Here is a 16,111-nt window from a genome sequence, read left to right on the forward strand (position 1 = left end):
CTGAGCAGAGTTAGTCGGTAATTTTATCGCCCCAAATTAAACATTACTTCAAAAAGTCGATTTTATTCGTCTTTTAATTCTGTTGAATCGTCTATTTTTAGTACAAAAATCAAACGCTAACAGTCAGACTAAGTAGTTATCAAATTGATTGAGGGTTAAATATGTGGAACGGCATAGTTTCAGCTCACCTGTTACGAGCAGCACTTTCCTTTTTTGCTATTTTGCTTTCACTTTGCATACAAGCAGAACCATCCAGATCCATTAACATAGATAATCACCCATTACATGTAGCAGTCTGGGATAGTCCAAGAAACCAACAAAAACCGTGGGTTGTCCTTATTTCTGGGCCTATTGATTCCTGGCATTCAGATACAGCATGGTTCGCATCCGCTGCCCCCGTTTTAGCTAAACATTATCGAGTTTTGGCAATTGACCGGGCTGGCATGGTAAACAGTTTAAAAGATGCACCTGTGGGATATTCACATTTTGCCAAGGATTTAGTACTTACCTTAGATGAATTTGCTATCCAAGATGCCACGTTAATCGCTTTTGCTAGCAGCAATATTAGCGCGCAGATCGCGCTACAAAACTCATTATCTAAACCTATTTCAAGTGTTGTTTTGATTGATCCGGATGTACTCACAGAGTTTTCAATTGCACGCTATAGTCAGGACGCTATGCCGTTTAAAGACAATTTAGAAAAATATGTAGAATATGTTTCCGAGGGTAAGTATACGCCGCGAGTTAAACAGAAAAATCAAACCGATTTAGAAACCTTGCAATCGTTTCCCCCTTTGCCTGATACCGACTGGCAATATGTAACTGACATGATGAATAAAAGATTAGAGATTCAAAACCAAATTAATTTATTCCTTGAGATTGCGAGATATCAACAGGATCTTGAACATGCAGCATCTTTTTCTTGGCCTAAAAACATAGCAACAGTAATAATTGACACACAGTTTGAAGATAAATACATCTCAGAAGCTGATAGCGAAGAGGATAAGATTGGTTTACAACAATGGCAGCAAGACGCCAAAAGCTATTACCAGCATCTAGCTAATCTTTCGGATGGCAATCGATATATTGAATCAAAAAGTAAATCACATTTGTTTCAATTTGAACAACCTGACCGGTTGTTAGAAATCGTTCAAGAATTGCGAAAGCAAAATGGCGGTGTTAAGTAATCGAAATTCGAGCTTAAATTAGTATGCAACACTCACGTTTCGCAAATGTTGGCACTATTACGCACATAAAAATTCAAAACCCGATCGTACTTGTCTGGGTTATTCCACTTTTTGCGTACGTTACATATATAAGGATAAAAGGTCCTGATAAATGCCAAACCGTCAGTATCAAAAAACTGCTCTGCTACGGAAGGATCACAAAGAGATAACTCTCTGCACAAAATAATTTGCTCATAAAAAGTGAAAATTTGTTCGAGGTATCCCGCCAGTTCGTCTTGCTCAATGAATTTATTGACTTGCAGGTTATATTGATTGGCAATATCGTTTGGATCGATCTCTGGATTGGTGAGAAGTTGATTTATGTCATCAACATGCGATGCCATAGAGTGAGTAATTTTTAAACGAGCTTCGGTAAGCAGACCGTCACTATGATAACGCTCTACAAATGCCATTGTGCGGTCGACTTTGACTGCATCTTTATGTTCTAGATATTGAAATACACCAAAAATCCCACCTATCACAACGGCTAGAGCCGCAATCCATGTCCCTGCGACTTCGGCTATTTGCAGTCTTAATTCTTGATCTGTCATTCAGTATTACATACAGGAAGTTTTTGATTTACTAAACAAGGGTCATACCCTCTATCAGCTTCGTCTGATGAATCGCAATTTTGCGGCTTTTCAGTTTCGCATTCCTCAACCTCATTGCTATTGTCTGTTGATTTGCACCCATTAACTAAGAGCAAACAAAGGACAACATACAGGAGCGACATAAAAGTGCTTAAACGGTTGTTTAGTTTCATTTATCTTCCCTAATTTTTGCTATCTACTAACAATACTATTAGTCTAGATAAATTGCACAAAAAATTACCAGTTCAAGGAAATTAAATGGATGTGTCGGCTAGAATAGCAATACTAACGGCGCTACTGGTTTCGCAACCTGCGGTAGCAAATTCAGCTTTCGATGATGTACGAGTAATCTCAGGTGTGTCTCTGGGCTATAGCAATTTTTCGTTTCCAGAAAAACTAGACCATGAAATTAGTTTCCCAAGCCTCAACGTGCCGATCATCTTTGCCGTAGATAAGTGGCAGTTATCTGCAAACCTACAAACAACCTTAAAAGATGCGGACATTTCCGAAGAAGAAGATGTAGGTAAAGCATCCCGCAATGATTTAGATATCACATTGGGCTATCAATTATCTAGCAATTGGACCGTTTTTGGCGGTTATAAATATGGCAAAACCAAAATCCAATTTACCCCCAGAGATATAGAAGACGATGAAGAGCTCAGTATCACGAATGAGAGTTATGGCCAAAAAGGACCCTTTATTGGGGTGGGTTATCATTGGCGATTTGAAAAAGCGGGTAGCCTGAGCTTTTCAGTTGCATACGCCAAACTGAACGCGACCAACGACTTTTCAAAAAATACAGATGAAGAAGAAGCCGATGAAGCTCCTGAATTTGATGACCTTACAGGTACAGTAACAGGAGACACTAAGGGATTTAGCTACAGTATGAGTTGGACTATGCCGTTATCTACCAATTTACTGTTTCAAACACGATTAAAGATCAATGATTATCAACAAGATATATTTTTCGAGGGTAACAATTTTGAAGATATAGACGAAACCTTTACGTCATTGCATGTTGGTTTAGCTTACGTTTTTTAGGTTTGTCAGAAAACTACGATATTGGGCACTTCTTTATTTTTTGGTGGGCTAAAATAGACCTCTTGCAACAACGATGAATGCTCCCAAGGAATTTGTTTATTACGTGTTTCTCTGGCTACAGCTGACCTCACCTTTTTAAATACTTCTTCAATCGAAATACTTTCTGACATAAAACGTAGTAAATGTCGGGTGTAGACGCCGTTTTCTCTGCGTCCGTCCAACGCAACGCCTCCGGGCTCTGTGGCAAAAGCAATGAGGGTAGAAGCTGGAGCTCTAACCGGCGCTAGCCCTTGAGTAACGACCATACTGCTATTTGCTATTTCAAATGGGTTATTTCGGCAAGCGTCCAAAATCACAATACTTTGTAGCCCTTTTGAATATTTCATTAGCTTAAATAAGTCAGATAAATCGTATAGCTGGGCTATGAACTCTTGTTCATTTTCAAAATCAATATCTAAAGGAATCAGATAGTTATTGTGATTTATTTGAATCGCATGTCCTGCATAATAAACCACGGCTAATTTGTTCTCAGCTTCAACACTATGAACACGCTGATAAAAGCCGGCCACTTCTTCACGCAGCAATTGCACGTTTACATCGGTAACTGTAGTGACTTGATACCCCATTTCATAGAATGTATTGGAAATAGCTTTGGCGTCATTCAACGCATTCTTTAATGGGGCCGTTTGATAGCTTTGATTGCCAATAACAAGCGCAAAACGCTGTGTTTTTTCAGACGTTGCTAAAGCGAACGTAGAACAAACAATTGAAACTACAATTAGAACAGGTAAGTACAAGGGCATGGTTATCACTCTTGCTTTAAGGTAGTTTAAGCATATAGCTTTATCCACGAATACTCAAAATGGCACTCTAATGATATTACTTAACATATCATTTTGTCCCAATGTTTATAGAGGATTAACCATGAAATTCACGCCCAGACAAGCAGACGAAATTTTCGAAAGTTTAGTGTCTAACTTTCAACAAGGGAAACGTGATAGGGCTATCCAACTTGCCGTAAAAGCCTTAAATGGCGGTTTAGATGAACCACTAGTATTAGTCTTAGCAGCCGAGTTTTATGAACAACAAGGTCGTAGTGACGAGGGGCTAAGTTTATTGAAAAAAGCTATCGAAATTGCCCCAGATGAACCACAAGTTTGGTTTTGCTTAGGCACAATGCAAGTGCGTCTGGGTATGTCTGAAGACGGTTTAATAAGCCTTACACATGCACTAAAACTACAACCAGATATGCTGCCGGCGCTTATTAGCGCTGCCGCTGTAAGTTATCGGATTGGACAACTCACATATTCACTTAGTTTAAATCAACGATTAATCGAGCTTGAGCCCGATAATGCACAAGCATATGCCGTAGTGGCAGCCATATATGCTAGACGTAATAATCTTGCTAAAGCCCGTTCGTTTGCCGAGAAAGCGATTCTATTACAAAAGAATAATTTTACTGCGACGCTAACTTTAAACCGAATTGATTTGCTCGAAGGAAAAACCGAACAGACTTTGATAAGAATCAATAATTTATTAAAACAATCAAAGTTAAATCACGACGAACAGATAGCCATGTTGGACTTACGCGCAGATGTGCTGGACAAATTAAATCGCACAGCAGAGGCCTTTGCTGATTATGAGTTACGTAATCAACTGCTAAGAAGTAAGTGGTTACCACGCATGCGAGTTCATGAAACAGAGTCAGAAGTTGATAAAGCTAAGCGATTAGTAAGTTGTATCCCGTTGTTGAGTGCTGAGACTTGGGTAACAACCACACAATATATAGAAACTGAAGCCTTATGTGAGCATGTATTTATATTAAGTTTTCCACGATCAGGCACTACATTACTGGAAAAAGCCTTAAGCAGCCATAGCGACGTATTAACGCTAGAAGAAGTGGATCACGTGAGCTACTTTTCTTCACAGTGGCTTAAAGATATAGAAAGCATGCGAGTCATGTCACAATTAACAACTGAACAAATTCGGCATTTTCAGAAGTATTATTGGCAGAAAGTTAAAGAATCACTAGACACTCAATTAGATGGGAAAACCTTAATTGATAAACTCCCATTACATACTTTATCGTTACCTGTAATAGCAAAGTTATTCCCGAATGCAAAAATATTGTTCGCGCTTAGAGATCCGCGAGATGTTGTATTGAGTTGCTTCCGACGTCGGTTTCAAATTAATCCAGCCATGTTTGAATTACTTGATCTACATACATGTGCACGTTTTTATCACGAAGTAATGAACCTAGCTGACATTTCGCGTTCATTGCTACCAATCAAGGTGCTTGATGTAAAACACGAAGATACTGTACAAAACTTTAAGGAAAATATGCAGAAGGTTCTTAATTTTATAGGTCTAAATTGGCAAAAAGAAATGCAAAACTTTACTGCTAATATTTCTGATGATCCTCGTACCCCCAGTGATATTCAGTTGAAGGCAGGGCTTAATACTGACGGTTTAGCTCAGTGGAAACGCTACCAAAACCAATTAGAGCCTATAGTTACAATTTTAGAACCCTGGGTTCAGCGATTCGGGTACACTAAATGATAGCTCAGTTATCTAACAATAAAAAAGCTCTGAAAATTCAGAGCTTTATAATATTAATGCGAGAGTTTATTTTCTACGCCGACGCATAGATACCATACCAGCTAAGCCAAGTCCCAGCATAGCTATCGAAGCAGGTTCCGGTACATCGACATCAATTTCACCAGGGGTTGCCGAGCCAAAAGTCACATCATCAAATACCACCTGATTAGCTACTCCTCCCCAGTTAACCGACTTTGCAATTCCATCAAATGCGACTCCAGCAGCAACAAAAGGACAAAATCCAGCGCCAAATTCGCCACCACAAGTACTAGAAGTTACATCTAAGTTTAAGGTTGCTAGCAGATTCCCCGTGCCGTCCAGATCATCAAACACTTGTACCGAGCCACCTTGGTTAATGGCGGTATAGAAAAACGAGAAGCCATCTTCAAAACCTGCAGCAACGTTCATATTAGTGCCTGAGCCAGCGAGGAAGAATAAACCTCCTAGTTGTGAATCTGGATCACCCAACCCTCCTCTGGAAGTGTTCGAACAAGAAGAGCCTGGGGTGTTCAAACAAATCGCACGAGCATTTGACTCAAAACTAATACCAAAATTGGTACCACTGGTGCCTTGGTTACTCATTCCTCCGTTGTAGAACTCTTCAATATTGGCATAGTCGGAACTAGGATACGAAGAATTAATCCCTTCGAAGTCGAGCACGATAACGTCAGCCTGTGCCGTAGCGATAGGAAGCGACATTACAACTGCAGCAAAAATTAAATTCTTTTTCATTGTTACACTCACTTATGTTTTTATCATATACAGAACATAATCAAACTGCAGTTCCGTACAACCTTTTGCTTACTTTTCGTACAAGCAAGTTTCAAACCAGATAATAATTTATATATTTATCAACCGGTTATAATTTGCTACCAAAAAGTTATTAAGATAATGTAAATATAATTGACACAAAAGAAAGGTAAATAGAATGGGTTTCAGTGAGGGTGTAGGCTAGTCAATATTAAGAAGATTAAAAAGCCATACTCTAATCTTCTTAATATTCGAGCTTTTATACATGGCGGCTTAAAACCACCGTGTCGAATCAAAGGCTTTCTTTACCATATCAATAATTTGGGGAGTTAAAAAAACACCTTCGATTTATAAAGATTCCGACATCCGTACGGCAGAGCCTTCCATAAGTTGCTTAGCCTGCTTAGTATGTTCTCGATCTTTAGTGTGGACAACAACCGACCACAGCTTATGATTTTTAGCATAGCGTGTATCATTCACAACCGAGTCATGGTCAGGCCTTAGCGACACAGCACCCGCCACTAGCAATCCCATGAAGGTTCCTAAGGTTCCCGTAGCAATCAACAACATCACAGGGCTTGATGTTGCAAGTTGGATACCGGCGATGATTAATGCTGTGCCAACCAATAATCCAATGCTCAAACCAATCAAACCTAACATCATATGCGACGCAATAAGCGTTCTACCTATCGCTTTTGTTTCGGGCTCAACTTTGCTTTCAAATTTTTTGTCTTGTGGTGAGACAATATTAATCTCATCGGCTAACACACCGCCTTCGTCCACTAATCGTTTAGCAGTCTGTTTCGCGGTCGACTCGTTTTCATATACACCGACGATTTTACTTGGGTGATGCTCTTCAATAATATTCATTGTCTTTCTCCTACTACTCAAATTACGGGTTGAATAAAAATCAGCTATGTTATTTAAGCGGATCTTTTCTCCGTCTAATTTCACTGGAGCAAGGTAAGTGCCAAGAATATTCAATAGCCTTAGGTGTAAGTAAAGGAATCTGAAACGAGTTTAAATCGCTCAAGGTTGACTAAAAACAACCCACCATAAATTTTTCCAACGCAGCAAAAGCCAAATCTAAGCAACTGACTTTTATAATATTTAGCTGCTAGCTTAAAACCCTGATCATTTTTTGTTTAGAACAATGGAGTGCGAATAACACATCGAATAAGCAGTAATCACCCTATTCAAGGAATTAACCTGCAAATTGTAAAAGCGGTTATAAGTATGAAACTTTTTCAAAGTGTGTAATTTTTACCCACATTATTAAAGATGAATTTCAGCTGATAATATTCATTTGGTTAAGAACTAAAAAGTCGGTAGAGTTGTCCGGACATGCTCTTATTTATTAAAAACAACGCTTATGTTCGACAGCGCTAGTTACAGCTCTAAATTTATTTCTCCCCAACAGGTTTATCAATCTCAATTGGGCAAAAAACTGGTGGACGATCCGTCGCAACTAGAAGCGGTATCAGCGTTGGAAGAGCTGTTTTGGCAAATAACGCAACAAAAAGACTCAACTGAACAGATTAAAGGGTTGTATTTGTGGGGAGATGTAGGACGCGGTAAAACGTTTTTAATGGACTTGTTTTATGACACTCTACCTACAAAAATTACGTTCAACAAAGGCAAATTAAGACTTCATTTTCACCGATTTATGTCGCGCATTCATAATGCCTTGAAAGAGCATAGTGGACAACAAGATCCCCTACCCATTATTGCCAAAGCGCTGGCAAACCAATTTAGTATTATCTGTATAGACGAGTTTTTTGTCTCTGACATAGGTGATGCCATGTTACTGGCTGGCTTATTCACCTGTTTATTCGACAATGGTGTAGTGCTTGTAGCCACTTCGAATACACCCGTTGAACGCCTTTATGAAAATGGCTTAGCTAGGCACAAGTTTTTGCCATTTATTGGATTACTCCAGCAACACACCCAAAGCATAAACCTATCTGGGGAACGTGATCATCGCATCCAACATCAGCTTTCAGAATCAGATATCCAAACTGTTTTTAACGCCTCGCCAAACATAGGTTTAGCTGCAAAGATGGATTTTTCTAAGCTTTTTTCAGAGCTAACGCCAAAGAGTAATATAGTAAATAAAAATAGCATCAATATATGTCACCGCGATATTCAAGTTGAACGTATGACAGATATGAAGCTGGCAAATTCCGTTGCTTGGTTTAACTTTTATGCCCTGTGTGCAGGTCCGCGTTCACAACTCGATTATATTGAAATAGCCTCATCTTTTAACACGGTAATGGTAAGCGATGTCCCTCAACTCAGTGGCAAAGTGAGGGGGTGGATAAAAGCTCGCGGTACTGAAGATGGCATGGGTGATAATCAAGCAATAGAAACGGGTGAACGTGTTATATCCTATGCTGTAAACGATGATATGACTCGCCGTTTTATTAGTTTGATTGACGAACTCTATGACCAAGGCGTCAGATTGTTTTTGAGTACACAAGTGCCGCTGGCAGAGCTTTATTTAGAAGGTGCTTTGACCTTCGAGTTTCGCCGTACATTCAGTCGCTTAATCGAAATGAGTCGTGGCTGATACAACAGGCCCACTTTACCATTTGATAAACAGCCCAAGCCTTGCTCTTTTGTTAAAATTAGTTTGCTTTTTGTTGGAGGTATTCATTTACTTCCGCAACCACAAAATCTAACGGTACAGTACCGTTTTGCAAACAAACATCGTGAAATTCTTTTATATCAAACGCATCTCCAAGCCGAGCTTCTGCTTGTTTGCGCAGATTAATGAAAAAGCGTTCGCCAACACCGTAAGTGGTCATTTGCCCCGGCCATACTGCAATACGATCGACGTAGCGCTCTGCCTCTTCTTTACTGAAAGAACTTTGTTTGGACAACACATAGTTTATGGCTTCATCCCTCGACCAATTCTTAAAATGAATCCCAGGATCTACAACCATCCCAGTTGGCAATCCCTTGTACATGGCGATTCGATGGTTATCCGATGAATATAAACCAATTTCATCTGCTAAAGTTTCGGTATATCTTGCCCACCCCTCAGAAAATCCTGAGTTGCCTAAATATTTAGTGACAGGGTGAGAAACCAATAACTCACGACTAATCGCTATTTGCAGATGATGTCCTGGGTAAGTTTCATGAAAAGCAACACTCTCGACCTCACCTTTTATTTTTTTATGCGCCGGATAAGTCGCTTGTACGTAAGTTGCAGGCCGACTACCATCATCTGATGCAGCTAAATAACGTGAATACCCAGTTTCTTTCTCCAAATCAGAGATGGGTTTGAGTATGACATCTGACTTTGGAAAAAGATTAAAGTAATCTCTGGATTTTTCTTTAGCACGATCAATTGCAGCCTGCGCCTCTGCTAATAACTCCTCTTTGTTTTTATAATAATTTGTTGGATCTTTGCCAAAGGCCTCATAAATGGCAGGCAAATCAGCTGTGCCATACAACTTTTTGCCTAAACTCTTGATCATGGTTTCACGTTCAGCAAGACTTTCCTCTCCCCAAGCAAAAATTTCGGCCGGCGTATTCGATAACGTCGTCGCTGCACTTAACATCGCGTTATAACACTCCGCACCGTTTGGTATTGCAGCAATGGAAAGGTTTGGTCGTGCTTGGGGCAAATACTCCTGCTGCATGAAAGTTAAATATTTCTTCAAGACAGGCATAATATTATTTTCGATCTCAGCGCGCATTTTTTGCTGAAACTCTGGATTATCGTCGCGTAAAGCAGGCAGGTAAAACGGCGTATCTTCAATTGGCATGGTGAGTAATTGTTGCATCTGACCTATCACCCGTTTCACTACCGGTCGGGGCAAAGCATAGCCCGTATTCAAACCTTTTCGATTATTAAGCATGTCATTTTTGATGTAGGCAGGTATTTTGGACCAGCGCATTAGCGCGTCCGCGCGACTGGTGTCATCACCCACCGGCTGAGTTTGCCCAATGTATTGATACCAGGTAAAAAAAGCATCGAGGTGATTATTCGACCATAAATGACGCTTACAAACCCGAGTATTAATTTCGCCTTCCAACTCCGTTTTAAGCAGTTGATAAGTCACGAAGTCATTTTTATTGAGTTGTCCGGTATTAATAGCAACTAACGCACGATATAGCCTATCTTGTGCGTCCTGTTTTGCTTGAATACCCGCGGGACTAATGTCCGCTAAATTAACGTTATCTGCATTTTCTGCCTGATAAAATGTGCTCATCTCTGGTGAGGAAACAAACATATTTTCGATAAATTTATCAGCAATGATATTGATATCCATTTCTTCAACCATGTCTGACGATTGTTCTTCACTTGTGCTTGGTCTGCTTGCCGGATGCTCACAAGCGACTAAGCTCAACACGAATAAACAAGTTACGAGTCTTTTCATCAGAATATCCCTATTACTGTAAAGTGGTAATTAAAGCTAGCGGTTGCAGTGAAACGAATGTGATAACCCAGAATACTTGATATCATCAATCTAATTCGAGGCGAACAAGAAACACGTAAAAGCATAGTGCAAATTGAAAGGAAAAAACAATGTTAAAGCGTTTAATTAAACTACCAGTAGTGCTAGTAACCTTACTTTTTGGTACTACAGCAGTAACTGCTGAGCAAATTGTGAAACCAGCGCCTTTAGTTTCCATCCCAAGCCATGATGCTTTTTTCGACAGTATCAAAGCGCTGTGTGGCAAGGCTTTCGGTGGCAAAGTAAGCATAGATAATCAGGGGCCAAGTGCGATGTCGGAACAACCTTTGGTTATGCACATTAGACGCTGCACCGATAATCAATTGCAAATTCCATTTCATGTGGGTGAAGATGCTTCTCGTACCTGGATAATCAGCAAAACTGGATCTGGACTCTCGTTAAAACATGACCATCGCCACCATGATGGTGACTATTCTGAGTCAACCATGTATGGCGGTCATACATTAGACGCAGGATGGCCGCAAGTGCAGTCTTTTCCGGCGGACCAATACTCTAAAGAGCTTTTTGCCAAAAGCGGCATTCCGCAGTCAAGCACTAATATTTGGCAGATGTATATCTATCCAGACAAGTTTACTTACCGACTCATCCGTGAAGGACGAGAATTTCGCGTGGATTTTGATTTAACCCAAGAAATTGAAACGCCTTCTGCACCATGGGGTTATCAGGATTAAATAAAGTTAGAACACAAACTCAACGATAGAGACATAATGCTCTCTATCTTTCTTCCACTTTGACGATATGTTGAAAAAGTATGAGGTTAGTTTGCTTGCCAATGAAAAGTACAATATTGCGGATCTATATCCCGACGTAGTAGAGAAAATTAAGCTGGCAATGTTAGAACTATCTACTTCAGAAAACGCCTCTTGGAACCCACCCAAGATCAACTAAAAACCGGAAAAAGTCGTGAACATCAGCATTGTTCACGACTTTAAAACATTTATGACAGCCTAGTTACTTAGTTGGGTTTAGCGTCAAATGAGTTGGATTAGCAACAAATGCGGCAGGGCGACATTTAGCGCATTCACCGGTCTCATCTATTCCCAATTCGGCTTCAAAACGTTCCATCAATCCCTTCAATTCAGCTACTTTTTGCGGATGCTCAGTGCTTAAGTCAATCCGTTCGGCTGGGTCATTTTGTAAATTATATAACCCTGGGCTCTTCCCTTTTATAGCTAATTTCCATGTGCCTTTACGCACCGCTTCAAGGGTGTTTCTACTATAATAATAGAAAGCGTCATGAGGAGATTCTGCGTCCTTTTCGGCCGCTAATATGGGCCAGATATTCTTGCCATCAATAACTCGGTCAGTTGGTACATCCGCTCCCGCTAAAAACGCGACAGTAGGAAGTATATCCATGCTGGTTGTTAACGCTTGAGACACAGTATTCGCGGGTATCTGACTTGGCCCCCAAACAACGGTTGGCACACGCATTCCACCTTCCTGAGTTAAGGTTTTATGTCCCGATAAATAACGTTCAGTTCCATCTGAATTACGTCTGCCAGATGGACCGTTATCAGAGGTGAATATCACAATGGTATTCGAATCAAGATTGAGACGCTTAAGCGTATCTAATATATTGCCGACTGCATTGTCTAGCTCTCCAATCACCAATGGATACATCGCTTTCTTAGAGTTTGCGGCGATATCAGCGTCGCTAATGTTGAGGCGCGCAAGCGTCGCTTTATCTACCGTATTCAGAAACTCTTGTGAGACGTGAAGCGGCCCATGAGGCATTGGGTGTGGCAAATATAGAAAAAAAGGAGCGTCTTGATGTCGTTCAATAAAATCAATCGCGCGCTCAGTAATTCTGCGAGTTAAGTATTCGGGGTTAGGGTTCAACTCAATGACATTCTCATTTTCCATTAAGGGCAAATCGGGAAACTTAAAGTGTGCCTGTCTTTTGTGCGTTGGTGCAATATCATGGCTATAAGGCAAGCCAAAAAACTCATCAAACCCCTGACGTGTGGGCAAGAACTCGGGCTGATCTCCCAAGTGCCATTTACCAAATATGCCCGTTGCATAACCGACACTTTTTAACACTTCGGCTATGGTTATTTCTGCCGGATTGAGTCCTTTAGTGTCGGCCGCTAATAAAACTGGAAAGTTAGAGCCAGTTGCCATGTCTACCCGCCGAGGATATGACCCCGTCATCAAACCTGCTCTGGAAGGTGAACATAATGGTGAAGGAACATAAAAATCGGTCAACATCAGACCTTCTTCCGCCATCTTGTCCAAATTCGGGGTTAAGACATGGTCGCCACCAAAAACGCCCACATCTTCATAACCTTGGTCATCAGTGAATATCACAATAACATTGGGTTGACGTTTCCCTATCACAGGATTTTCGTTGCGCTTCTGCTCAGAATATGTCGATTCATTACAGCCAGCCAAAAGTGATATAAGCAATACACTTTGACATATTGAATAGAAACGCACATTTAACTTAACCATCAACGACTCCATCAATCTAAAGCTTTCAGCAAATATCTTCGTGCCTGTCCGCGTTTTTTAAAAACTAAACAAAAGACAGGCATTAGATCTTCATTTATGAAAAAGTAACGTCTAAACGTTGACCTTCTTGTAAGGTAAGTTCATCGATAAACCGCAATGTCACACTATCCTGATGCTTAGAACTCGTAACAGCGACTTTTTGACCATCTATTGTGACTGTGGTGTTATTTGCCTTGGCACCTTGAACTAACGCTAATTTAAACTCTCTCAATGCGAGTTTTCCGTAGCGTAAATCGAGTGAAGCACGTTGTTGATGATTAGCAAATTGTTGAGAAAAGCTTCCCCACCCTTCAGCGGTAGTAAAGGCAGCACGAAAATCGTCTTGCTGCATTCTTGGAGCAAATGCGAGTTTGCCTTCGGGGCCATCGTACTGATAGCCGCACATGGCGAGATATGCACCGTAACTGGCCATTGCGCGAGAATAATGGTCGCTACATTCAATTTCGTTGTACGGATTCCTTAATTCGGGTTGATAGCGGTCGTTAATGGCTTTTCCAATTGCTAAGCCTTTTTCGACCATGCCTTCCCAAATCATATGTGCCGAGACCTGCCACTCAAAGCCAGTCATACATTCGTTTAAATAACCTGCATAACTTTTCTTACCGCTTTTAGGTTCAATTTTTCCATATGGAAATGAACTCATAACCAGTCCGGCGTCCCCAGCCGCAGCGTACCATCTGCCTTCAGGAACTTTTTCTCGAAAGGCGCCTACATCAGGAGTGAAATTGTATTTCCACAAAGACTCTAGTGTTTGGCGAATTTTATCCTTAGGTAAAATGCCATCAATCCCCACATTCCAAAGCCAAGAGTCACCCAAAACCTGATCGATATGACAGCCATTAGTCGAGCCATGTTTTTCTTTATCACCGGGTCCCGGTTTATGGATGAAATACCCAAACTCTTCGTTCCAAAGAACATCTACCATCGCTTTTGAACCACTCGCTACGATGGACTCATATCGAGTGGCAAGAGCAGGTTCATTCATTTTACGCGCCATGATGGCCGATGCCTTCAGCGCAGCATGGTATAGGTTGATAAGCCAATGCACTTGACCAAACCAGGGTTCATCCAAAGTGTTGTGTTGTGAACCTTTTAGCATGCCATCTTCATCAATATCCCATTTTTTATGACATGATTCATCGACAGCTTGGTCCGTTCCCAGATACTTTTGAGAAAGCGATAATCGGTCGTCATTTGACTTTCTCGATACACTCGCAAGATAGTGCCGCAGTTTCCATCAATAGCATCACCAAACTTTTCATCCGTATAACGATAATGCATCAACCCAGTGTCACTTTCGAAACCTAAGCCATATTCAATTTTATCCCGGCATTCTCGTTCTATAGTTGGGAAAATTCGGGCAAGACCTTGTGCATAATGAAAAACGTGGGTGCAGTTACCGGGACAGCATCTAACCCCTTCAAAGAAGTTATAATGCTCAGGAAAGTCAGCGGTTTTATCGACTCGCTGACCCATTTCAGTTTGTACGCAGTTGATAGTTAAAAACGTTCGCTCTAAAAACCAATATGGAAGCGTAGAGTCGTACCAAGTATCTGTCCATTTCTGGGTATTGTCGTACAGCTCATCTTTGCGACTCGCAAACTTGTTTGCTGCATCAGTGGCAGACTCAGATAATGTCGCATAATAATTGGGAGCATATATTTTGTTGGCGGTTTTAACCCCAAATGCTTTGTCATAATTGATTGTAGGAACATGCCAAGAAAGCACAAAAGTCACACTTTTCGACTCACCAGCGCGCAAAGTGACAGACTTTCCTAACGCCGCTAAGAAATCACTGTCAAATTCACTTTCTTGACTAGTACCATGTTGATACGTATTAGACTGAGTTGAAAAAACGGAGGCATTTTCAGAATTTGCTAGCGCCATATTAGCCATAGATGGCGGTTGCTCATCTAACAATCCTAGTGCCATTGCGCCGAACTCCTGGTCGATAACCGAGTCCACTTTAACTGAGCATTCCACGCTCGAAATATCCGCTAATTCATTGTAAGTAAATACTTTTTTGACATTCTGCTGGCCATCTATTTTCCCATCAGCAATATTCGGTATCCAGCCAGCGATGGTTGCGCTCTGGGACGAGGAAGAATGATTGGTCAGTACGTATTTCATGACTATCACAGGCTGACTTGAATCATCACGATTTAGTGGAATAAACGGCGTATACGCTTGCAGTTCTACAGAAATTGGACTTTTTTATCTTTATAAGCCACTTTTGCCATGGGGTACTGATTGGTAAATACCACACTCTCAAAGCCATTGGCATCTAGAGTAAACTCCTCAGTGCCTACTTTCAGTGCGAATCCTTGATTAATCGGCGAACTTGCAGCGTCGGGATCTAGGTATCGAGGGCCTTTAGGGTTCTCTTTTTGGGTATTTCGCTTGCCAGTAATATTCCAACGCCAAAGACTGCCATCGCCACCTAAATAAACTTGTCCTGTGCAAATTCCATTAATCGGCATGCCAATATATTTTAGGTTTTTGCCCGTGGCGGACATGGGCTTACCGCGTTCGTACAAACTAGCTAGCCACTCTTTACTGAGTTTTTTATCTGAGGGAATGACGCTATCAAAATCACTCTTTAAAAATGGACCTGCCATCACATTGCGGCTACCCGCCATCAACATAAAAGCGGTTAGACTGGCACTGGATTTTATGAATTTTCTACGGTCACTGGAATCTGGCGAACAGGTGCTGCTTTTCGCGCAACATTGTGTACCTGCTTTTTTTGACTCATCCATAGTTGTCCCTCAAAACTGATAGTGATTGTTCACTAATGTCTATTTAAATGTGCGTAACTAAATTGGCAAGGTAAGGCTAAAAATTGCTAATTTAGTACGATTCGATTCAATGCTTATTGCGACTTAATTTTTTCCAACAACAAATGCAG

General features: G+C 40.9%; 14 protein-coding genes. 5 read left to right on the forward strand and 9 right to left on the reverse strand.

The genetic code is table 11. The features are described 5' to 3' along the window. Positions 1 to 161: 161 nt before the first annotated feature. Entirely contained in the window at positions 162 to 1,187 is a 1,026-nt protein-coding gene (locus tag GLIP_RS05560) for an alpha/beta fold hydrolase (protein WP_008843612.1), read from the forward strand. 32 nt (positions 1,188 to 1,219) lie between these two features. Here the strand turns inward: GLIP_RS05560 and GLIP_RS05565 are convergent, their stop codons facing one another. After that, positions 1,220 to 1,777 (reverse strand): DUF4760 domain-containing protein, encoded by a 558-nt coding sequence (locus GLIP_RS05565; RefSeq protein ID WP_008843613.1) that lies wholly within the window; start codon positions 1,775 to 1,777, stop codon positions 1,220 to 1,222. 297 nt (positions 1,778 to 2,074) lie between these two features. Here GLIP_RS05565 and GLIP_RS05575 point away from each other — a divergent pair, with 297 nt between their 5' ends. After that, positions 2,075 to 2,857 carry an outer membrane beta-barrel protein gene (locus GLIP_RS05575; RefSeq protein ID WP_008843615.1) on the forward strand — a complete coding sequence of 261 codons (783 nt, stop codon included), beginning with the start codon at positions 2,075 to 2,077 and terminating at the stop codon, positions 2,855 to 2,857. A gap of 5 nt (positions 2,858 to 2,862) precedes the next feature. On the opposite strand, the gene GLIP_RS05580 is transcribed toward GLIP_RS05575, so the two are convergent. After that, the gene (locus GLIP_RS05580; protein ID WP_153886272.1) at positions 2,863 to 3,708 is read right to left on the reverse strand and encodes a caspase family protein; all 846 of its coding nucleotides are present in this window, start codon (positions 3,706 to 3,708) and stop codon (positions 2,863 to 2,865) included. A 73-nt stretch (positions 3,709 to 3,781) separates the two neighbouring features. Here GLIP_RS05580 and GLIP_RS05585 point away from each other — a divergent pair, with 73 nt between their 5' ends. After that, positions 3,782 to 5,416 carry a tetratricopeptide repeat-containing sulfotransferase family protein gene (locus GLIP_RS05585; RefSeq protein WP_008843617.1) on the forward strand — a complete coding sequence of 545 codons (1,635 nt, stop codon included), beginning with the start codon at positions 3,782 to 3,784 and terminating at the stop codon, positions 5,414 to 5,416. A gap of 66 nt (positions 5,417 to 5,482) precedes the next feature. On the opposite strand, the gene GLIP_RS05590 is transcribed toward GLIP_RS05585, so the two are convergent. Next, positions 5,483 to 6,187, reverse strand: coding sequence for a PEP-CTERM sorting domain-containing protein (locus GLIP_RS05590; RefSeq protein WP_008843618.1), 705 nt, complete (start codon positions 6,185 to 6,187; stop codon positions 5,483 to 5,485). Between the two features lie 366 nt (positions 6,188 to 6,553). Beyond that, entirely contained in the window at positions 6,554 to 7,075 is a 522-nt protein-coding gene (locus GLIP_RS05595; RefSeq protein ID WP_008843619.1) for a hypothetical protein, read from the reverse strand. Positions 7,076 to 7,577: 502 nt separating this feature from the next. Here GLIP_RS05595 and zapE point away from each other — a divergent pair. Then, a complete protein-coding gene (gene zapE, locus GLIP_RS05600; protein WP_008843620.1) occupies positions 7,578 to 8,774 on the forward strand; it encodes a cell division protein ZapE in 1,197 nt (398 codons plus the stop codon). 58 nt (positions 8,775 to 8,832) lie between these two features. Here zapE and GLIP_RS05605 read toward each other — a convergent pair whose 3' ends face one another. After that, positions 8,833 to 10,593, reverse strand: a complete 1,761-nt coding sequence (locus GLIP_RS05605; protein ID WP_008843621.1) for a DUF885 domain-containing protein — start codon at positions 10,591 to 10,593, stop codon at positions 8,833 to 8,835. A gap of 149 nt (positions 10,594 to 10,742) precedes the next feature. Here GLIP_RS05605 and GLIP_RS05610 point away from each other — a divergent pair, with 149 nt between their 5' ends. Beyond that, entirely contained in the window at positions 10,743 to 11,363 is a 621-nt protein-coding gene (locus tag GLIP_RS05610) for a hypothetical protein (RefSeq protein WP_008843622.1), read from the forward strand. Positions 11,364 to 11,643: 280 nt separating this feature from the next. Here GLIP_RS05610 and GLIP_RS05615 read toward each other — a convergent pair whose 3' ends face one another. The 4 genes from GLIP_RS05615 to GLIP_RS22265 form a co-directional block, all read right to left on the reverse strand. After that, positions 11,644 to 13,143 (reverse strand): sulfatase family protein, encoded by a 1,500-nt coding sequence (locus tag GLIP_RS05615; RefSeq protein ID WP_008843624.1) that lies wholly within the window; start codon positions 13,141 to 13,143, stop codon positions 11,644 to 11,646. Positions 13,144 to 13,237: 94 nt separating this feature from the next. Next, complete coding sequence (locus GLIP_RS22255) at positions 13,238 to 14,365, reverse strand: GH116 family glycosyl hydrolase (RefSeq protein ID WP_226992183.1); 1,128 nt, start codon at positions 14,363 to 14,365, stop codon at positions 13,238 to 13,240. After that, positions 14,296 to 15,408, reverse strand: a complete 1,113-nt coding sequence (locus GLIP_RS22260; RefSeq protein WP_226992184.1) for a GH116 family glycosyl-hydrolase — start codon at positions 15,406 to 15,408, stop codon at positions 14,296 to 14,298. The genes GLIP_RS22255 and GLIP_RS22260 overlap by 70 nt, the downstream gene beginning before the upstream one ends. Next, a complete protein-coding gene (locus GLIP_RS22265) occupies positions 15,399 to 15,962 on the reverse strand; it encodes a hypothetical protein (protein ID WP_008843625.1) in 564 nt (187 codons plus the stop codon). Before GLIP_RS22265 ends, GLIP_RS22260 begins: the two co-directional genes overlap by 10 nt. Positions 15,963 to 16,111: the final 149 nt, after the last annotated feature.

This window comes from Aliiglaciecola lipolytica E3, from assembly GCF_000314975.1.
Lineage (GTDB): Bacteria > Pseudomonadota > Gammaproteobacteria > Enterobacterales > Alteromonadaceae > Aliiglaciecola > Aliiglaciecola lipolytica.